This window comes from Catenuloplanes atrovinosus (assembly GCF_031458235.1).
Lineage (GTDB): Bacteria > Actinomycetota > Actinomycetes > Mycobacteriales > Micromonosporaceae > Catenuloplanes > Catenuloplanes atrovinosus.
In genome coordinates this window covers 7,990,435-8,010,099 of sequence record NZ_JAVDYB010000001.1, presented here as the reverse complement: position 1 = coordinate 8,010,099, position 19,665 = coordinate 7,990,435, and the positions used below count along the sequence as shown (strand labels likewise).

Genomic DNA, 19,665 nt, shown 5'->3' with positions numbered 1-19,665 from the left:
GCCCGTGGCCCGCCTCCACCGTCCGGAGGCGGGCCACGGGGGTGGTCACCCGAGGGTCACGGTCGCGATGCCGACCACCGCGCCCTGGTCGGTGACCACGGACATCTCGCCGGTCAGTGCCCGCCCGTCGGACGCCGAGGACGCCACCGTCAGCGAGCCGCTGACCTTCGCCGTACCCCCGGGCTCGAGGCGCACGACGTCACCGGAGACCGCCAGGGAGCCGAGCCGCGGCGAGAAGTACGCGTCCCGGTAGTCGAACGCCGTCTCCCCGGTCGGCACCGAGTAGCCCTCGACCACCACGCGGTACTCGCCGGGCTCCGGGTCGGGCACGGACACCGACTCCTCCGAGTCGCCGTCCGCGGAGGACGCCAGCGGCGTGGTCGAGTCGCCGCGGTAGAGGAACAGGTCCAGGTCGGCGCCGGCGTCGCTGGTCCCGCCGATCGACACGTCCAGCCGGGTGGCGCCGACCGGCACGGTGAGCGTGGACTTCGTGGACTCGCCGTTCTTCACGGACGGCCGCTTGGACGACACCGTGCCCAGCGGGCCGCCCTGCGCCACCACCCGCACCGGCCCGAGCCGGTTGCGCACGTCCCAGCTCAGCGGCGTGACCGCGCCGACCTTCACCGCGCCGAGCCTCGACTCGGCCGGGGTCACCTCGACGCCCTGCACGGCCGCGGCGATCCGGTACGGGTTCACCAGCATCGGCGACGTCCGCCGCACCTCCACCTCGATCTCCCAGATGCCGGAGAGCGGATCGCGATAGTCCCGCTCGATCCCGGCGCAGGTGGACACCGGCTCGAAGTGCGGATAGCACGCGGTGGTCGCGGTGGGATCCGCCGGCACGCCGTACGGGTCGATCGCGACGAACCGCGTCTGCGAGCCCGCCGCCAGCCCGGACAGGTTCACCTGCAACGTCTCCGCGCCCTCCGGCACCTCCACGAAGTAGGACCGGGTGGCGTTCCGCTCGATCCGGCCGTCCGCCGCGAACGCGTACCCGGGCGCCGAGACCTGGGCCGCCGCGATCACCGTGCCGAAGACCTCGAAGTCCACGACCGGCGTGGCCGGATCGTCCACCGTCATGATCGCGCTGTGCAGGCCGTCCGACGGCCGCGCGCCGGCCGTGACGGTGACCGGCCTGTTCAGCGGCAGCGTGACCGTGCGCGGCGCGGAGAACGTGCCGTCGTTGCCGATCCAGCCGATCCGGTGCTCCACCGGGCCGGCCGGGCCGCTGGTGCGGGTGAGCGTCACCGGGTACGCCCGCCACTCCCACGGCCGGTGCCCGCCCTCCCCGGCCGGGCAGCGGTTGTGGATGCCGCTCCCCCGGCCCGGCAGCGGCACGTCGCCCGCGCCGATCAGGTCGGACAGCGCCGTGCACACCGGCGCGACCGCGGTGTACGTGCGCGTCTCCAGGTCCCGCCAGAGCAGCTTCCACGCGGCCGGCACGTCGATCAGTCCGTACCCCTGGGCCAGGGCCTGCGTGCCCGGAAGGTACCTCGCGGAGGTGTACAGCGCCCGCCGGAGCTGGGCCGGCGTCAGCCCGCGGTCGCCCGCGCGCGCCGCGGACAGCAGCAGCGAGGCCGCGCCGGTCGCCTGCGGGGACGCCATCGAGGTGCCCTGCATCATCGCGTAGCCGGCCGGCAGCGTGTACCCGGCCTGGGCCACCGGCGCGCCGTTCTGCCAGGTCGGGATGCTGGAGATCGCGGCGCCGGGCGCGACCAGGTTCGGCTTCAGCCCGCCGTCCTCCCGCGGCCCGCGCGACGAGAACGGGTGCACGGAGTACGCGGCCGACACCGTCGAGCCGTAGTTCGCCGCCCACGTCTCGCGGCTGATCGTGGAGCCGACCGAGACCGCGTCGCCCGCGGTGGACGGGTCGCCGACCGTGTTGACGCCCGGCCCGGAGTTGCCGGCCGAGATGAACAGCTGCACGCCGTAGTCGGTGATCAGCCGGTCGTAGAGCAGCACCCAGGCGTTACGGCCGTCGTTCAGCGCGCTCAGGCCGCCGATCGACATGTTGACGATGTCGACGCGCCGGTTCACCACCATGTCCACCACGCCGTCGGTGAGCGCGGCGTACGTGCAGGAGCCGCCCCACGTGCAGGCCCGGCCGGACACGATCTTCGCGCCGGGCGCGGCGCCGTCGAACGCGGTGTTGCCCATCAGGTCGTTGCCGGCCGCGATGCCGGCCACGTGCGTACCGTGGTCGCTCTCCGGGATGCCGATGTTGACGAAGTCCGAGCGGGTGGCGGCGACCGCGACGTCCTCGCGGTACTCGACCGTGAACGCCATCCGGTCGATCACCTCGGTCTTCGGATCGTCCGTGCCGAAGTGCCCGATGTCGTACCTCTCCCGGTACGGCCGCATGACCGGCTCGTCCGCGAAGGTCTTGTCCCGGTCCGCGTCCACCCGCACGTCGTGCGTCTCCGGGTCGTAGAGCACGCCGAACGCGTCCGTGGTGTCGCCGTCGCGGTTGACGTCGCCGGCCGGCCCGCTGCTCTTGGTGGTCGACTCGTAGAACCAGTTGAACGCGTACCGGCCGGCCGGGGCCGTGAACCGCGCGCCGCCGACCTCGAACTCCGGGCCGGAGACCGTGAGGTTCATCCGCAGCCAGGTGGCGTCCTCGAGCGGGTCGGTGGCGGTGAACGAGTCGACGATCTTCCGTTCGCCGGTGGTGGTGCGTTGCAGCGCCGGGTGGTCGACGTCCACGCCGGAGTCCATGATCCCGATGGTCACGCCGCGTCCGTCGTACGACGGGTGCGCGCGGATGAACTCCACCGCCCCGGTCTCGCCGGCCGGCAGGTACGGGTTGTCCGCGGGCGTCTTCGGCCCGGGCCCGGTCCTGGACTCGCGCGCCGCCGCGGGCCCGCCCGCGAGGCCGTCGGCCGGATCCGGGCGCCGGAGGGCCGAGTCGAGGTCGAGCGCCACCACACCGTCCAGCCGGGCCGCGTCGAGCACCGCGCCGGTGGGCACCTTGGCCAGGACGTACCCGAGGCGGTCGACGGTGCGGGAGACGGAGGCGCCGAGGCGTTCCAGCCGGCCGGCGACCGCGGTGGCGCGGCCGGTGCCGGTGGCGACCAGCACGGTGACCGCGGGCCGGCCGCTGGCCTTGGCCTCGGCGAGCCGTCGCGCGTCGTCGGAACCGAGCGTGGCGGTGGGTGAGGTCTTCGGTCTGCCGGTGGCCGGTGCGGCGGCGGCCGGAAGACCGGTCGCGGTCAGGCCGGTGACCAGCAGCGTGGCTAGGAGGTTGCGCAGCACACGGGCAGGCTATAGGCCTTTGCACCTTATGTCCGATATATCAGCGCTTCCGGCCCGTACCTTTGCCTTTTCGGGGTTTGGCGGCCGCCTTGGCCGGCGGTGCCGGCTGCTCCACCGGCACGGCCAGGCGCACCCGCCAGCGCCCGTCGTCCTCGGCCGCGGACAGCTCGCCGCGCACACTCTCCGCCCGCTCGCGCATGCTCCGCACGCCGTGCCCGTTCGCCGGCTCCGGGCCGCGACGCGGCGGCACCGGGTTGCTCACGGTCGCCACCAGCCGCTCGTCCAGGACCTCCAGCCGCACCTCGACCGGCTGCCCCGGCGCGTGGTTGAGCGCGTTGGTCAGCGCCTCCTGCACCACGCGGTAGACCGCCAGCCCCTCGCGGCGGCCGAGCCGGACGTCCTCCGGCGCCACCAGGGTGAGCGCCATCCCGGCGGCCCGCATGATCCGCACCAGCTCCGGCAGATCGGCCAGGCCGGGCACCGCGCGCTGCCCCGGCTCGATGTCGCGGCGCAGCACGCCGAGCATGTCGCCGAGTTCCGCGAGCGTGCGCCGGCCGGTGCCGGCGATCGTGTCGAACGCGCGCACCGCCGCCTGCGGCCGTCCCTCCACCGCGGCCGGGCCACCCTCGGCCAGCACCACCATCACCCCGATCGCGTTGCTGACCAGGTCGTGCATCTCCGGGCCGATCAGCGCGCGCTCGTCCGCCGCCTCCCGGGCCGCGTCCGCGCGCCGCCGCGCCTCGTCCGCCTCGGCCCGCCGCTCCTCGGCCTCCGTACGCCGCTCCTCCGCCTCGGCCCGGCGGTACTCCGCCTCTCGCCGCCGCTGCTCCGCGGCCAGTTGCTGACGCCGTATGTCCGTGGTGACCTGGCGGAACTCCCGCGCCGCGCGGCGCCCCTCGGCCGCGCCCGGCGCCAGCCAGGCGACCGCCGTGCCCAGCGCCACGATCAGCGCGCCCTGCCACCAGCCGGACCGCGCGATCGCCAGCACGAGCGTGAGCAGCGGCGCCACCGCGACCGGTAACCACAGCCGCCATCGGGCCCGCGCCACCATCATCCCCACCTTCTCCGGCAAGGGCTCATTCTTACCGGTCGCGGGAATGCGCGCCCACCGGAGTGGGTACTCCCGGCAACGATGCAGACATTCCTGCCTTATCCCGATTTCATGGAGAGTGCTCGGGTACTCGACACGAAACGGCTGGGTAAACAGCGCGCCGAAACGCTCCAGGTCCTGCGCGGCCTGACCCGGCCCGGGTACGGCTGGCGCAACCACCCCGCCGTGAAGATGTGGCGCGGCTTCGAGGAGGCCCTGGTCCGGTACGGCCTGGACGTGTGCGTCGCCTGGCAGGAACGCGGCCACGCGGACACGGTCGCGGCCACTCTGATCACCGACTACGCCGCCGCCCGCGGCCGGTCCCCCGCCGACGTCACCATCCGCACCCAGGCGCAACTGGAACGGGTCTGCGCCGTCCCACCCTGGCTCGGCGACGAGGCCTTCCACCTCAGCCACCGCTCCGCGCTGCTGCGCAAGGACCCGGACCACTACGGCAAACTCTTCGGCGACATCCCGGCCGACCTGCCCTACGTCTGGCCGGCCGCGGCCTAGCCACCGATCCCGCTAGGCACCGATCCCGCTAGCACCGATCCCGCTAGGCACCGATCAGCGGCTCCGGCGGCGTCGGCTCCGTGCGGCGCGCCGCCGCGGCCCGCGCCGCCGACACCACCCCGATGCCGCCCAGCAGCGCCGCTCCACTCGCCATCCCGACCAGACGATGACGCGCGGCCTTCAGCTCATCCGTACGCGGCTCGATCATGGCTCCGCCTTCCGTCCGAGGGTTGGTCCCGCTCCCCATCGGCCGGCATCCGCCGCGCATGATCAATTCGGGGTAGCACTCTCCAGGCAGACAGCCTCGAAGGGAAAGCCGGAGCCCCCTGTCGGACTCGAACCGACGACCGCTCGCTTACAAGGCGAGTGCTCTGGCCAACTGAGCTAAGGAGGCGCGCGCCGCGCCCCGCCAGCATAGCCACTTCGGTCACGGGCGCAGACCTTTACCCGCTCGGCGTACCAATTGTTCGGTTTTGCCGTGGGGGTTCGCCGGATGAGGCCTTGGCAGGGGTCGGAAACGCGTTTACGGTGGCGTGACACGGGTGACAACCGGCGCGCCGTCAGGCACATCGGAGATCATCTAAGGGGTCGGTGGAGACATCGACCCGCTCCTCTTCACTCGGATCGTCCGGCACGTTCCTGCCGGTGAAAGGAAGCAGCCTCACCATGGCTACGGTCACCTACGCGAAGGCGTCCCGCATCTACCCGGGCACCGAGCGCCCCGCGGTCAACGAGCTCCAGCTGGACATCGCCGACGGCGAGTTCCTGGTCCTCGTCGGCCCGTCGGGTTGTGGAAAGTCCACCTCGCTGCGCATGCTCGCCGGCCTGGAGGACGTCGACGCCGGTCAGATCCTGATCGACGGCCGCGACGTCACGCACCTCCCGCCGAAGGCCCGCGACATCGCGATGGTCTTCCAGAACTACGCGCTCTACCCGCACATGTCGGTGTACGAGAACATGGCCTTCGCGCTCAAGCTGCGCAAGACCTCCAAGGCGGAGATCGACCGCCGGGTGAAGGAGGCCGCCGGCCTGCTCCAGCTGGAGGAGTTCCTGGCCCGCAAGCCGAAGGCGCTCTCCGGTGGTCAGCGCCAGCGCGTCGCCATGGGCCGCGCCATCGTGCGTGAGCCGCAGGTCTTCCTCATGGACGAGCCGCTGTCGAACCTCGACGCCAAGCTCCGCGTGCAGACCCGTTCGCAGATCGCCAGCCTCCAGGCGAAGCTCGGCATCACCACCGTCTACGTCACCCACGACCAGGTCGAGGCCATGACCATGGGCCACCGGGTCGCGGTCATGCTGGACGGCAACCTGCAGCAGGTCGACACGCCGCGCGCGCTCTACGACACCCCGAAGAACGTGTTCGTCGCCGGCTTCATGGGCTCCCCGGCCATGAACATCAAGACCGTCGCGCTGGTCGACGGCGGCGCCGACTTCGCCGGCATCGTGCTGCCGCTCACCCGCGAGCAGGTCGAGTCCGCCCGCACCGGCGGCGACAAGGTGACCGTCGGCTTCCGCCCCGAGGACACCGACCTGGTCGGCGCCAGCGAGGGTGGCCTGCCGATCGTGGTCGAGCTGGTCGAGGACCTCGGCTCCGACGCCAACGTCTACGGCCACGCCACCATCGGCGGCGTCGCCGAGCGCTTCGTCGTCCGCACCGACCGCCGCCACATGCCCAACATGGGCGACACGGTCTACGTCAAGCCGCGCGCCGACAAGATCCACCTCTTCAACGCCAAGACCACCGAGCGCATCTGATCTCGGATCGCGTCGAGGGCGGCTCCCGTCGGGAGCCGCCCTTTCGGCTTTTCACAGGACCGGATTTCCCGCTTCCGGCGGCCCGGGTCCCGCATGCTCCCGCGGGCACCGGTCGTCGCTGGCGCTCCTCCCTGCCGGATCCGAGGCGGCAGGACCTCAACCGCCGTCCTGGCGCAGGGGAAGCGTGAGGACGTCCAACTCGGGGAAGAGGTCGGGCTTGAGCGTGCCGGCCTGCTGCCAGCCGAGAGCGGTGTAGACCCGTCGGGCGGGCGCGGCGGGATGGCTGACCAGCGTCGCCCACGGCTCCGATCGCAGGTTCAGCCAGCGGCGCAGCAGCTCGCCGCCCACGCCCCGGCCGCGCCACGGAGCGCGGACGATCCACTCCAGCAGCGCGGCCTTGGCGGCGGCACGCAGCCGCTCCGGCGGTTCCGGGACGGCGCCCGGCCACCATCGGCCGGGCTCCATCGTCCATCCGTAGGCGACGCCGGCCAACTCGCCGCCGTCGACCGCGCGGACGAGCACGAAGCCGGTCCGCCCGACGTCCTCGGGATAGCGCTCGCGGAAGCGCGCCACCTGCTCGGGGCCCTCACGGTACGGCGGCTCCGCGTACACCTCGGCGTACACCTCGGTCAGCAGGTCGCCCAGCGGCGCCGCCGCGGCGCTGTCCAGCAGCTCGTACCGCATACACGCCAGCCTATAGAGCGTCCTGCGGGGTGGCACCGACCTCACGGTGGCGGCCAAATCCAGGGAGTACGCGTACGGAATGGGGTTCACGGTCCCCGCGCTCTCCGGCGCGCCCGAGTTGACGAACACGTTGTCGCGCCGGACGAGATCTCCCGGTCCGGACCCGGCGTATCCCACCGCGGTCGGCCGGGTCACGTTCTCGAAGTGGTTGCCCTCGACCAGCACGCCCGCGCCCATGGTGGACGCCACGCCGCGGATGATGACGTTGTGCGCGTCGCTGACGTTGAGGCCGTTGTCCAGCACGGCTCCGGGCGCGCCGATCACGGTCTTGTCGGACTCGACGTCGTTCATCGTGTTCGGCATGGACAGTGCCCCCTGCACCCGGATGGTCAGCGGCCCGTCCTCCTCCAGCGCGTCGGCCAGCGCCTGCCCGTCGCTCACGGTGACGGTCGCCCGCCCGCACCGCCGGCGGTCCCGCCGTTCTGCGTGGCCCATCCCGCCAGCCCACCCGGCGGCGGCCCGGTCGGCCCAGGCGTCGTCGGCCCAGGCGTCTTCAGCTCGATCGTCCGGTTTCCGCGCAACGCCAGGTAGTAGTGGTTCGTCGCGTTCTGCACGAACCGGTTGGCGCCGTCGATCGGGGTGAGCCGGACGCGAAGGAGCGAGGGGGCGGAGGCGGTGGTGTGGCGGCACCGCCCCCGCCCGGATTCCGTCAACACCTCGACAAAGGTCGATATGTTGAGGCTTGCGGCCCCCGGAGGTGTCTGCCCACCACCGGGGGCCGGTGGCCGCGGGCGGTTCTGCCGGCCGCCCGCGGCCACGTCGTACCGTGGATCAGAAGTTGATCTTCCCGGTGCCGGCGCCGGCCGTGACCGCGGCCTTGACGCCGTTCGGGTCCGCGACCGTGTAGCTGTAGTACGCGCTCGGCTCCTGCACGGTGCCGCTGCAGTCCGGCGCGCCGGACTCGCCGACGAAGACGTTGTCGCGGGCCACGCAGCGCCCGGCCGGTCCGGCGTAGCTGTTGCTGACCGGCTCCTCGACGTCCTCGAAGTAGTTGCCCTCCACCACGCAGCCCGCGTTCGCCTGGCAGGCCACGCCGACGTCGGTGTTGTAGACGAAGTAGTTGTTGAACACGTGCACCGGCTCGCCGAAGCGGACCCGCGGGTTGCGCTGCGGCGTCCGGTCGAACCAGTTGTTGTGGTAGGTCACCTTCAGATAGCCGGTGTCCTGCGCGCCGTTGCCGTCGTCGTGCCCGAGCAGCATGTTCTTCGAGTGGTCGTGCGTGTGGTTCCAGGAGACCGTCACGTAGGACGAGCCGCGCTTGATGTCGATCAGCCCGTCGTACCCGTCGGACAGGTCGTTGTGGTCGATCCACACATGGTGGGTGAACATCTGCACGTTGATCGCGTCGTCCGGCGTACCGGTGAAGTTGAGGTTCCGGATGATCACGTTGTGCACCGCGTCCGCCGGCGGCGACGTCGCGGAGGAGACCGGCAGGCCGATGTTGAGCCCGCCGCCGGTCAGGCCGGACGAGGCGCCCACGCCCACGATGGTCTTGTCGCTGGTCACGTCGTGCATCGGGCCGGGCAGCGTGAGCACGCCGCTGACCCGGATGTTCAGCGGGCCGGCCGTGGCGATCGCGGTCAGGAACTCGGCCGCGGTGTCCACCGTGACGGTCGGTCCGCCCGCGCCACCGGTGGTCCCGTTCTGGCCGAGCGCGTTGACCGAGGCGAACCCGATCGGCGGCGCGCCCGGGTCGATCGGCGGTTCGGTGGGTGGCAGCGTCGGCGTCACGGTGCCGGTCGGCTCCGCGACCGGGCCGGTGGAGACGTCGACGTCGTCGAAGCTGGCCGACGCGTACGACGTGGCGAGCCCGGCCCGCCCCGAGGCGAACGTGCTGTCCGTCGCGGTCGCGACCAGCGCGCCGTTCAGGTATCCGCGCAGCGTGCTGCCGGAGACCTCGAGCGTGAGCGTGTACCAGGTGCCGGTGGTGACGGCGGCGGACGCGCCGCCCAGCGAGATCGGTGCGCCGCCGGCGCGCTTGAACAGCTCGATCCGGCCCGCGTTGGAGACCGCGAGCCCGTAGTAGGCGCTGCCGCTCTGCACGCGGGCGGTGACGCCGGCCGTGCGCCCGCTGCCGTTGAAGCCGGTCGGCTTCACCCGGGCCCGGACGGAGTAGTCGGTCCAGGTCGCCTCGCCGGTGTACGTGCGGGCGTCCGCGCCGGTGCCGGTCTGGCGGTAGACGAGCGAGCCGTCGGCGACGACGGACCAGGAGCCGCCGGACTTGGACCAGCCGTTGGAGTTGCCGTCCTCGAAGGTGTCGGTGAGCAGTGCGGCCGCGTTGGCGGCCGGGGCCGCGTAGACCAGGGCGACCGCGGCCACCGCGGCGAGGGCGATCGTGTGGGCGACACGTCGCATCGTGGGGGTTCCTTTCGGGTCATGCCCGGCCGTCCCGTGGAGCCGTGGCGGGACGACCGAGCCGCATGGGCGCTACAGCCTCCCGGCGCCGGCGGACGAGCCGACGACGCTCGGGACATCCGTGGCGGGCAGCACCGGACCGGCCCGCAGCACGGGGGTCCAGCCGGCGTCGCCGCTCAGATCGGGGTCGTGGGTGGCGTTGTACGCGTCGAGCACGCTGATCGCGGCCTCGGCGCGGTTGCCGATGCGGATCACGGTGCCGCGCTCGGTGATCGCGGTGCCGCCCCAGTCGTGGATGATCGCGTCCGGCCGCAGGTCGTCGTAGAGCCGGAAGTAGTTGTTCTCCGCGTAGATGGCGGACTGCACGCCGACGCCCCACGCGTAGTCGAACGTCTCGCCGGACAGCCGGTAGTGGTTGTTGTAGATGTCGACCTGGCCGAACCGCACCCGGGGCAGGCGCTGCACGCTGCCGTCGAACAGGTTGTGGTGGATCGTCACCCTGAGCCGGCCGACGTCCGGGCCGACCGTGTTCGACGAGCCGATCAGCATGGTCTTGTCGTGGTCGGTGAAGACGTTCCAGGACGCGGTGACCAGGCTGGCCGTGTGCGTGATGTCCAGCGCGCCGTCGTGCACCTGGTACGGCCGTCCGAAGTAGATCGGCTGGTCCGCGTCGAGGTTGTCCCCGTCGGAGAACGTGTTGTGGTCGACCCACACGTTCTCGCTGCGCCGCACGGAGATCAGGTCGTAGTTCGAGTTCCAGTTGCCGAACTCGCCGTCCGTCGGCGACCAGGCCGGGAAGCAGTCCCGCGCGTCCTCGATCGCCAGGTTCCGGATGATCGTGTTGCTGGCGCCGTCGACCATCAGCGTCAGGCCGCTCAGCGTGGCGCCGGGCCGGCCGACGAGCGTCGTGTTCGGGCTGAGATTGATCTGCGTCTGCGCGGTCTGCCGGGCCACCGAGCGCACCCGCGCGGCCTCCAGCTCACCGGCCGGCGCCACGTATCCCCAGGTGGCGGGGTCGTAGGCGGCCAGGTACGCGTCCAGCGAGTACGCCGGATCGGCCAGGGCCGCGCAGTCCAGCAGCGTGCCGTCCGCGGCCTCGAACCCGTCGATGTGCCCGTCGACGTAAATGATCTTCGGTACGGCGTTCGCCCGCCCGCCGATCGCGGCGACGAGCTCGGCGCGGGTCCGCACGGTGAACACGTGCGCGTCGTCGGCCGCGCTGCCGCCCGTGGTGCCGGGACCGGCCGCGGCCCAGCCGTCGTTCGCGGGCAGCACCTGCCGGCCGAGGTCGGCGCTCTTCCCGTAGTTGCCACCGCCGCCGGCCCGCGCGGCCGACGGAAGCGTCACCAGAAGCAGTCCCGCGATCGCCGCCGCGGTCAATCGTCTCGTCATTGATCTCTCCACCTGAGCGCCACACGAATGCGTTTACGAACGCGAAACATCTGGGCTCAACGTAGATATTTACGTGGATGAGAGTCAATAAAACGAATATGCAGGTTAGTTGCACATAAAAGAGGCATGGCCCATTGACCGGCGAACAATCGCCGGAGTGTGGACCACTCTGTCCGTATTGGTTACCGGGCCGCTTTGCCTCCCGTTTGCAGGTCCCGTGCCGGCAATCCGCCGATCGTGGTGCGCCACGGCGCCCGCGCCCAGCCGACCCCCACCTCGGAGAGCAGTCCCGGCCGTTCCGCCGCGGCCCGCAGCGCCGCGTTGACGCCCCGGATCACGTGCACCCGGCCCGGCGGCGCGCCCACGGAGTCGACCAGCGCCGCGTCGACCGGGTCCGGGAGTGGCGCGGCCTGCACCGCCTCCAGCACCGCGGTGAACGGCGCGGTCCGGGCCAGCGGCGCGATCAGGTGCCCCGGGTCGTCGAGCAGGTTCTCCAGCAGGTCACGGCGGCCGGGCACCTGGCGGGGCGCGTCGTCGCCGGGCAGCAGCAGCCGGTCGGTCGGGTACTCCAGCACCGCCCGGCCGTGCGTACCGTGCACGACGATCTCGCCGCGGATGAAGTCCTCGCCGCAGAGCGTCACCGCCATCAGCACCGGCGGCCCGGCGGCGAACGACACGCGCAGGCTCGCGGTGTCGTCCACCTCGATCGGGCGGGTGCGGTACCGCTCCAGCTCCAGCGCGACCGGCACGGGGTCCGGCGCGAGCGCCAGGGCCTGCATCAGCGCGTGCGCCAGCGGGTTCGCGATCGCGCCGTCCAGCGACGGGCGGCCGTTCACGGTGCGCCGGCCCGCCCACGGCGTCCGCGCGTAGTACGCGTCCGGCCGCTGCCAGGACGCCAGCGCGGCGATGCCGGTGACCTCGCCCAGCCGGCCGTCCGCCATCGCGGCGCGCAGCTCGTCCAGCGCGGCCGAACCGAGCGCCTGAAACCCGATCTGGAGCGCCCGCCCGGTGCGCGCGGCCACCGCCGCCAGCGCCCGGTGCTCGGCCAGCGACATCACCGGCGGCTTCTCCAGCAGCACGTCCGCGCCGGCCTCCAGCGCGTCCGTGGCGATCTCGCGGTGCGTGTGCGGCGGCGTGCAGATCACCACCGCGTCCGGCCGGATCTCGCGCAGCATCTCCGCGTGGCCGGTGAAGATCCGGGTGCCGGCCGGGATCGGGGCGTCCGGCTCCGGCACCGGCGGGCGCGGGTCCGCGAACGCCGCGATCTCGACCCGGCCGGCGGCGGCCAGCCGGGCCAGGTTGCGGCGGTGCGAGAGCCCGTGCCCGCTCGCGCCGATCAGCGCCACCCGCTTCACCGGCCGCTCACCTGCCCGCCGCCTCGACCGTGGCCACCGCGCCGTGCCGGGTCAGGTCGGTCAGCCAGGCCGTGATCGACGCGCGCACCTCGTCGTCGGCGACCAGCGCGGCCGGGAAGACCGAGTCGATGTGCAGCAGCGCGTCGACCACGGCCGCGGGCTCGGACGGCGTGTCCGCCAGCACGGTCCGGATCCGGTCGGCCAGCGGGTCGTTCAGCGGCAGCGCGGTGCCGTCGTCCGCCGCACCCTGCGCGAACCGCATCCACGCGGCGACCACCAGCGTGGCCCAGCGCGCGTCCCCGCCCGCGGCCCGGCGGTCCAGGATCGTGTGCAGGATGCGCTGCGGCAGCTTCTGCGTGCCGTCCATGGCGACCTGGTGCGTACGGTGCAGGATCACCGGGTTGGCGAACCGGGCGAGCACCTCGTCGCCGTACCCGGTGATGGAGACCCCGTCCGGCGGCTCGAAACTCTCCGCGATGTCCTCCGCGATCAGCCGGCGCAGCGTGGCCTCCATGCCGGGCAGCGCCAGCGACTCCGCGATGGTCTCCTTCCCGGCCAGCGCGCCCAGGTAGGCCAGCGCGGAGTGGACACCGTTCAGCGTGCGCAGCTTCAGCCGCTCCCACTGCCCCGCGTCATCCGTCATGATCGCGCCGGCCCGCTCCCAGGCCGGCCGCCCGCCCGGGAACCGGTCCTCGATCACCCACTGGATGTACGGCTCGGCCGCGACCGCGGCCTGATCCTCGACGCCCAGCGCCGCCGCCGCGGTGGCCAGCGTCTCCGGCGTGGACGCGGGCACGATCCGGTCCACCATCGAGTTCGGGAACGTGACGTTGCGGTCCACCCAGCTCGCCGCGTCGCCCGCCGCGGCGAACGCCAGCCCGGCGGCGACCAGGCCGTGCGTGCGCCGCCCGTTCGACGGGAGGTTGTCGCAGCTCAGCAGCGTGATCGGCCCGGCGTCCGCGGCGGCGCGGGCCAGCAGGCCGCGGATCAGCAGGCCGGGCACGGTCCGCGGCGGCCGGTCCGTGGTCAGGTCCGCGGCCACCTCCTCGTCCGCCAGCAGCTCGCCGGTGACCGGATCCAGCTGGTACGCCTTCTCCGTCACGGTCAGCGTCACCACCCGGATCCGCGGGTCGGCCAGCAGCGCCACGATCGCGGCCGGATCGCTCGCCGCGTGCCGCACCTCGGACAGCGCGCCGATCACGCGGGTCCGCGAGGTGTGCGCCCCCAGCGTGGTCACGCTGAACAGGTTGTCCTGCGCCCGCAGCCGGTCGAACACCCCGGTGCTGCGCGGCGCGACCCCGACGATGCCCCAGTCCCCGCCACCCGCGGAGATCGCCTCCTCGGTGTAGACCGCCTGGTGCGCCCGGTGGAACGCGCCGAGCCCGAGGTGCACGATGCCGGACCTGATCTCGTCCGGCCGGACCAGCGGCCGGCTCTCGATCGGCAACGACGCGATCGCCCCGATCCCCAGCCGCGCCACCCCCACCGTGCTGGTCATGCCGGACTTCCCTTCGCGCCGCGGTCACGTCGTGGTCGGCGCTGAGCCGATGATTCGCTCGCAAGCTCACGAATGCCGGGTTGCTCATCCACGCCGCGGTCACGTCGTGGCCGGCACTGAGCCGATGATTCGCTCGCAAGCTCACGAATGCCGGGTTGCTCATCCACGCCGCGGTCACGTCGTGGTCGGCGCTGAGCCAATGATTCGCTCGCAAGCTCGCTCATGCCTCCACCCCGTCCGCCAGTCGGGCGCTCCAGATCGGGCCGTCCGGGAAGCTGTACTCCGCGACCGACTCCGGCTTCATCTCCGCGCTGTATCCGGGCTGCTCCGGCAACACGTACCTGCCGGAGACCGTGCGGACCGGGTCGACGAAGTGCTCGTGCAGGTGGTCGACGTACTCCACCATCCGGCCGTCCAGCGACGCGCTCACCCGCAGGTAGTCGAAGATCGCCAGGTGCTGCACGTACTCGCACAGCCCCACGCCGCCCGCATGCGGGCAGACCGGCACGCCGAACTTCGCGGCCATCACGATCTCCGACAGCACCTCGTTGACGCCGCCGACCCGGCACGCGTCGATCTGCATGACGCCGATCGCCTCGGCCTGCAGGAGCTGCTTGAAGATCACCCGGTTCGCCGCGACCTCGCCGGTCGCCACCCGGATCGGCGCCACCGCGCGCTGGATGCGGGCGTGCCCGAGCACGTCGTCCGCGTGTGTCGGCTCCTCGATCCAGTACGGGTCGAACTCGGCCAGCCGCGCCATGTTCGCGATCGCCTCGTCGACGTCCCACACCTGGTTCGCGTCCATCATCAGCCGCGTCTCCGGGCCGACCTCCTCGCGGATGATCCGGGCCCGGCGCACGTCGTCCTCGATCGGGCCGCCGACCTTCATCTTCACGGCCCGCCAGCCCTCGGCGAACGCGGCCCGGCTCAGCGCGCGCACCTTCTCGTCCGGGTAGCCGAGCCAGCCGACCGAGGTGGTGTAGGAGGGGAACCCGTCCTGCGTGATGAGAGCCAGCCGCTCCTCCAGCCCGACCCGGCCCTTGTCCAGGATCGCGGCCGCCTCCGCCGGTGTGATCGCGTCCGTGATGTGGTGGAAGTCGATCGACGCGACCAGTTCCGCCGTCGGCATCTCGGCCAGCAGGCGCCACAGCGGCTTGCCCTCGACCTTGGCCCGCAGGTCCCACACCGCGTTGACCAGCGCGCCGGTCGCCATGTGGATGACGCCCTTCTCCGGCCCGAGCCAGCGCAGCTGCGCGTCCGCGGAGAGCGACCGCCAGAACGCCACCGGCTCCGCGACGATCTCCTCCAGCGTCTTGCCGGTCACGTGCCGGGCCAGCGCGCGCACGGCCGCGCAGGTGATCTCGTTGCCCCGGCCGTTGGTGAACGTGAAGCCCGCCCCGACGTGGGCCGTATCGGTCCGCAGCTCCACGTAGGTGGCCGAGTAGTCGCCACGGTTGATCGCGTCGGAACCGTCCGCCGAGTCCGACGTGGGGAACCGCACGTCGTGCACCTCGACCGCGAGAATGGTGGTCACAGCTTCTCTCCGATTTTGAAGATCTTCTTGGGCAGCCGGTAGGCGAGGTCGACGATCGTCTCGGCCGCCTCGTCGAGCGGCAGGCGGTGCTCGGCGACCAGCCGGGCCAGGAACCCGGCGTCGATGCGGCGGGCCACGTCGTGCCGCACCGGGATCGAGCAGAACGCGCGCGTGTCGTCCACGAAGCCGGACGTGTTGTAGAAGCCCGCGGTCTCGGTGACCGCCTCGCGGAACCGGCGCATCACCTCGGGCGAGTCCAGGAACCACCACGGCGCGCCGAGGTAGAGCGCCGCGTAGCCGCCGGCCAGCGGAGCGAGCTCCCGGGTGAAGGTGTCCTCGTCCAGCGTGAACAGCACCAGCCGCAGCCGCGGGTCGTTGCCGTACGCGTCGAGCAGCGGCTTCAGCCCGTGCACGAACTCGACCGCGTGCGGAACGTCGCCGCCCACGTCGCGGCCGTGCGTGTCGTAGAGCCACCGGTTGTGGTTGCGGAACGCGCCCGGGTGCAGCTGCATGACCAGACCGTCCTCGATGGACATCCGCGCCATCTCGACCAGCATGTGCGCGCGGAACGCCTCCGCGTCCGCCGGCGTCGCCCGCCCGGACAGCCCGCGCGCGTAGAGCGCGGCCGCCTCGACCGGGGTGAGCAGCAGCGTGCGCGCGGTCAGGTGCCCGTGGTCGGTGCTGGTCGCGCCGGCCGCGATGAAGTCCCGGCGCCGCGCCCGGAGGGCGTGCAGATATCCGCGGTACGTCCCGGTGTCCTCGCCGGTGATCTCGCCGAGCCGGGCCACGTTGCCGGCCCAGTCCTCGAACTCCATGTCGACCACGTTGTCCGGCCGGAAGGTGGTGATCACCCGGCCACCGGGCCCGCCCCAGCCGTCCTCCGCCAGCTTGGCGTGCCGGGACAGGTCGTCCAGCGGCGACTCCGTGGTGGCCAGCACCTCGATGTTGAAGCGCTCGAACAGCGCGCGCGGGCGGAACTCCGGCGTGTCCAAACTCGCGGAGATCCGGTCGTAGATCGCGTCGGCGGTGTCCGGGCCGAGCCGGTCGGTCACGCCGAACACGGTCTCGAACGTCCGCTCCAGCCACAGCCGCGACGGCGTGCCGCGGAACAGGTGCCAGTGCTCCGCGAAGCGCCGCCAGATCGTTCGCCCGTCCGTGGCCGTCCGCGTGCCGTCGCGCGCGGGCACGCCCAGCTCCGCCGGGGGAATGCCCTGGCTGAGCAGCATCCGGGTGACGTAGTGGTCGGGCACGATGATCAGCCGGGCCGGGTCGGGGAACGGCGCGTCGTCCGCGAGCAGGCCGGGGTCCACGTGGCCGTGCGGCGAGATGATCGGCTGTTCGGCCGCCAGCGCGTACAGCTCTCGGGCGATGCCGCGCTGGGTGGGCTCGGCGGGCAGAAGGAGGTCGGACACGAGGCTCCTCAGAGGGGGTTCACTCGGGCGTTCTTCGTGTTACATCGCTTTCCATAACTGCAAAGGTTTGCAGCGAAGAAACCATGAGGGGTAGCTGTCCGTCAACGGTCGAACACAAAGAGACCGACTTTGTCCGATTTTGCCCGCATGCATGATCCCCTTGGGAGCGCTTCCGCAATAGTTCCGCAATAAACGTCCATTGACATAGGCACAACCGTTTGCATTAATTGGCCATCCACGTGACGACGGCCACACCATCGATGACCACGAAGGGGTTCGCGTGCCAGCCACGATCCGAGACGTTGCCCGGGCCTCGGGGGTGCACATCTCCACCGTCTCGCGCACCTTCTCGGCGCCGCACCTGGTCAACCCGGACACGCGCAGTCGCGTGCTCGCGTGTGCGGAGTCGCTGGGCTACCGGCCCAACCGGGCGGCGCGCGCGCTGATCACCGGCCGCACGCACAACATGGGCCTGATCGTCCCGGACATCTCGAACCCGTTCTTCCCGCTGCTCATCAAGGCGGCCGAGACCCAGGCCCGGCAGCGGGACTACCACATCTTCGTCACGGATACGAATGAGGACCCGGCCGTCGAGGAGGAGCTGGTCCACGCGCTCGCCAAGCAGGTGGACGGCATCCTGCTGTGCAGCCCGCGCATGAGCAACAGCCTGATCGAGCAGCTGTCCCGCGAGGTCCCGCTGGTCGTGATCAACCGCCAGGTGGCCGGCCTGCCGTCGGTGGTGATGGACGTCGGCCAGGGCGCCCGGCTCGCGGTCGAGCACCTGATCTCCCTCGGCCACCGCGACCTGGCGCTGCTCTCCGGCCCGCGCGGCTCGTGGACCAGCCGGGAGATCCGCCGGTCCGCCACCGCGGCGGCCCGCGCCGGCGACGCGGAGCTGACCGTGCTCGGGCCGAACCCGCCGACCGAGCGCGGCGGCCAGGCGATGGCCGAGCAGGTGCGCCGGGCCGAGGTGACGGCCGTGCTGGCCTACAACGACCTGATGGCGATCGGGCTGATGGAAGGGCTCGACTCGCTCGGCATCGCGGTCCCGGCCGAGGTGAGCGTGGTCGGCATCGACGACATCACGCTCAGCCGGCTGACCCGGCCCAGATTGACGACGGTGGCCAACCCCACGGCGGCTGCCGGACGGGCGGCCGTCGACATGCTCCTGCAACAGGACGGCTCCTGGCCGGGTCGCGTCGGACGCGGCGCCACCGGGACCGTTCCCGTCGACGACCGCCGCACCACCGCACAGGTAACGCTGCAGACCCAGTTGGTCATACGCGACTCAACGGGCCCGGGCCCGCATGGCACTGCGGACCCGGGCGGCGCGGTCGCGCCTCTCCCGGAAGTTGTCGCCTCCTAGCCCAAGGAGTGAGCGCAAGAATGCACCCCGCCACACATCCGGAGAGCGCGCTGCCCGCGCGCCCTCACCGTACCCTCAAAATTGGCCGTGTTCTTCGCGGCCTGGCCGCGACCGCGGTCGCGCTTCCGCTCATCTTCGGCGCCGCTGCCTGCGGAGACAGCGGCGACAGCGCCGGCACCGATCCGAACGAGAAGGTCGAGCTCAGCGTCTTCTGGTGGGGCGACGACTCGCGCGCCGAGACCACGAAGAAGGTGCTCGACGCCTACACCGCCGCCCACCCGAACGTCACGTTCGTGACCACGTTCCAGGGCAACCAGGGCTACCTGGACAAGCTGTCCACGCAGGCGGCCGGCGGGAACGCGCCGGACCTCTTCCAGCTCGATGACAACATGCTCTCCGAGCTGGCCGAGCGCAAGGTCACGCTGGACCTCACGCCGTACGTGGAGGACAAGTCGCTCGACCTGTCCAAGTTCCCGGAGAGCCTGGCGAAGTACGGCGTGGTCGACGGCAAGCAGGCCGGCGTCGCGCTGGCGGAGAACACGCCCGGCCTGATCTACAACAGGTCCAAGCTCCAGGAGTTCGGCGTCGCGGAGCCGACCACCGGCATGACCTGGGAGGCCTTCATCACCTGGGCGAAGCAGGTGAGCGACAAGTCCGGCGGCAAGCTGCCCGGCACGATGGACCCGAGCGCGGACTACAAGGCGCTCTGGGTGTGGCTGCGCCAGCAGGGCAAGGAGTTCTACAACGGCAAGGAGCTGGGCTTCACGGCCGAGGACCTGACCCGCTGGTTCGAGCTGTGGAAGGGCGCGCGTGACTCCGGCGCCACGCCGACCGCCGACGTGATCCACGAGGGCAACAGCTCGGACGCGACCAAGCAGCTCGTGGTGACCGGCAAGGCCGCCACCAGCTGGGTCTGGTCGAACCAGTTGGCCGCGCTGTCCAAGAACACCAAGGACCAGCTCGGCCTGGTCGCGTACCCGGGCAATCCGAACGGTCAGTGGGCGCGCGCCTCGATGTACTGGTCCGGCTCGTCCAGGACCGAGCACCCGGACGTGGTCGCCGACGTGATCAACTTCTTCGTGAACGACGCCACGGCCGCGAAGACGCTCGGCATCGAGCGCGGCATCACGCCGAACCTGGACCTGCGCAAGGAGGTCGAGGCCACGCTGACCGACGCGAACCAGAAGGCGTCGCTGGCGTTCGAGACCCAGATCACGCCGCAGTTCGGTGCCGCGCCGGCGCCGCCGCCGAAGGGTCACGCCGCGATCCGCACGCTGCTGGTGACGATCGCGGAGAGCGTCCAGTACGGCAAGGCCACGCCGGCCCAGGCCGCACAGGACTTCATCTCCCAGGCGCAGAGCAAGCTCGCCTGACGCTCCCGCACCTGGATAAGGAGGCACGC

The 19,665-nt window shown here is 71.9% G+C and carries 14 protein-coding genes and 1 tRNA gene; 4 read left to right on the top strand and 11 right to left on the bottom strand.

The annotated features are described in order from the left end of the window. Window positions 1-45 precede the first annotated feature (45 nt). Both J2S41_RS35700 and J2S41_RS35695 read right to left on the bottom strand, forming a co-directional pair. Window positions 46-3,252, bottom strand: coding sequence for a S8 family serine peptidase (locus J2S41_RS35700; protein WP_310374691.1), 3,207 nt, complete (start codon window positions 3,250-3,252; stop codon window positions 46-48). A gap of 40 nt (window positions 3,253-3,292) precedes the next feature. Next, window positions 3,293-4,324, bottom strand: a complete 1,032-nt coding sequence (locus J2S41_RS35695) for a histidine kinase (protein ID WP_310374689.1) — start codon at window positions 4,322-4,324, stop codon at window positions 3,293-3,295. Between the two features lie 60 nt (window positions 4,325-4,384). Here J2S41_RS35695 and J2S41_RS35690 point away from each other — a divergent pair, with 60 nt between their 5' ends. Next, complete coding sequence (locus J2S41_RS35690) at window positions 4,385-4,855, top strand: MSMEG_6728 family protein (RefSeq protein WP_310374688.1); 471 nt, start codon at window positions 4,385-4,387, stop codon at window positions 4,853-4,855. A 43-nt stretch (window positions 4,856-4,898) separates the two neighbouring features. Here the strand turns inward: J2S41_RS35690 and J2S41_RS35685 are convergent, their stop codons facing one another. Both J2S41_RS35685 and J2S41_RS35680 read right to left on the bottom strand, forming a co-directional pair. After that, window positions 4,899-5,063, bottom strand: coding sequence for a hypothetical protein (locus J2S41_RS35685; RefSeq protein ID WP_310374686.1), 165 nt, complete (start codon window positions 5,061-5,063; stop codon window positions 4,899-4,901). 112 nt (window positions 5,064-5,175) lie between these two features. Then, window positions 5,176-5,249: transfer RNA gene (locus J2S41_RS35680), tRNA-Thr, on the bottom strand. A 272-nt stretch (window positions 5,250-5,521) separates the two neighbouring features. On the opposite strand from J2S41_RS35680, the gene J2S41_RS35675 reads away from it, so the two are divergent. Next, a complete protein-coding gene (locus tag J2S41_RS35675) occupies window positions 5,522-6,607 on the top strand; it encodes an ABC transporter ATP-binding protein (protein ID WP_310374684.1) in 1,086 nt (361 codons plus the stop codon). Window positions 6,608-6,763: 156 nt separating this feature from the next. Here the strand turns inward: J2S41_RS35675 and J2S41_RS35670 are convergent, their stop codons facing one another. From J2S41_RS35670 to uxaC, 7 genes are all read right to left on the bottom strand, one after another. Then, window positions 6,764-7,732 carry a GNAT family N-acetyltransferase gene (locus J2S41_RS35670; RefSeq protein ID WP_310374682.1) on the bottom strand — a complete coding sequence of 323 codons (969 nt, stop codon included), beginning with the start codon at window positions 7,730-7,732 and terminating at the stop codon, window positions 6,764-6,766. Window positions 7,733-8,122: 390 nt separating this feature from the next. Then, window positions 8,123-9,706 (bottom strand): pectate lyase family protein, encoded by a 1,584-nt coding sequence (locus J2S41_RS35665; RefSeq protein ID WP_310374680.1) that lies wholly within the window; start codon window positions 9,704-9,706, stop codon window positions 8,123-8,125. A gap of 72 nt (window positions 9,707-9,778) precedes the next feature. Further along, window positions 9,779-11,098: a pectate lyase family protein gene (locus J2S41_RS35660; RefSeq protein ID WP_310374678.1), complete on the bottom strand. Its 1,320-nt coding sequence runs from the start codon at window positions 11,096-11,098 to the stop codon at window positions 9,779-9,781. Between the two features lie 182 nt (window positions 11,099-11,280). Beyond that, window positions 11,281-12,453, bottom strand: coding sequence for a Gfo/Idh/MocA family protein (locus tag J2S41_RS35655; RefSeq protein ID WP_310374676.1), 1,173 nt, complete (start codon window positions 12,451-12,453; stop codon window positions 11,281-11,283). A 7-nt stretch (window positions 12,454-12,460) separates the two neighbouring features. Next, a complete protein-coding gene (locus J2S41_RS35650; protein WP_310374674.1) occupies window positions 12,461-13,951 on the bottom strand; it encodes a mannitol dehydrogenase family protein in 1,491 nt (496 codons plus the stop codon). Between the two features lie 220 nt (window positions 13,952-14,171). After that, on the bottom strand, window positions 14,172-15,485 hold the full coding sequence (locus tag J2S41_RS35645) for an enolase C-terminal domain-like protein (protein ID WP_310374673.1): 1,314 nt from the start codon (window positions 15,483-15,485) through the stop codon (window positions 14,172-14,174). After that, window positions 15,482-16,897 carry a glucuronate isomerase gene (gene uxaC, locus J2S41_RS35640; RefSeq protein WP_310374671.1) on the bottom strand — a complete coding sequence of 472 codons (1,416 nt, stop codon included), beginning with the start codon at window positions 16,895-16,897 and terminating at the stop codon, window positions 15,482-15,484. Before uxaC ends, J2S41_RS35645 begins: the two co-directional genes overlap by 4 nt. Window positions 16,898-17,177: 280 nt before the next feature. On the opposite strand from uxaC, the gene J2S41_RS35635 reads away from it, so the two are divergent. Together J2S41_RS35635 and J2S41_RS35630 are read left to right on the top strand one after the other, a co-directional pair. Further along, window positions 17,178-18,263 carry a LacI family DNA-binding transcriptional regulator gene (locus tag J2S41_RS35635; protein WP_310374670.1) on the top strand — a complete coding sequence of 362 codons (1,086 nt, stop codon included), beginning with the start codon at window positions 17,178-17,180 and terminating at the stop codon, window positions 18,261-18,263. A gap of 20 nt (window positions 18,264-18,283) precedes the next feature. Next, on the top strand, window positions 18,284-19,636 hold the full coding sequence (locus J2S41_RS35630) for an ABC transporter substrate-binding protein (RefSeq protein ID WP_310374669.1): 1,353 nt from the start codon (window positions 18,284-18,286) through the stop codon (window positions 19,634-19,636). The last annotated feature ends 29 nt before the right edge of the window (window positions 19,637-19,665 follow it).

Bases quoted from the DNA above. Each gene is read 5' to 3' on its own strand.
- J2S41_RS35675 (WP_310374684.1), top strand. From the start codon at position 5,522: ATGGCTACGGTCACCTACGCGAAGGCGTCCCGCATCTACCCGGGCACC.
- J2S41_RS35660 (WP_310374678.1), bottom strand. From the start codon at position 11,098: ATGACGAGACGATTGACCGCGGCGGCGATCGCGGGACTGCTTCTGGTG.
- J2S41_RS35665 (WP_310374680.1), bottom strand. From the start codon at position 9,706: ATGCGACGTGTCGCCCACACGATCGCCCTCGCCGCGGTGGCCGCGGTC.
- J2S41_RS35630 (WP_310374669.1), top strand. From the start codon at position 18,284: ATGCACCCCGCCACACATCCGGAGAGCGCGCTGCCCGCGCGCCCTCAC.
- J2S41_RS35685 (WP_310374686.1), bottom strand. From the start codon at position 5,063: ATGATCGAGCCGCGTACGGATGAGCTGAAGGCCGCGCGTCATCGTCTG.
- J2S41_RS35650 (WP_310374674.1), bottom strand. From the start codon at position 13,951: ATGACCAGCACGGTGGGGGTGGCGCGGCTGGGGATCGGGGCGATCGCG.
- J2S41_RS35690 (WP_310374688.1), top strand. From the start codon at position 4,385: ATGCAGACATTCCTGCCTTATCCCGATTTCATGGAGAGTGCTCGGGTA.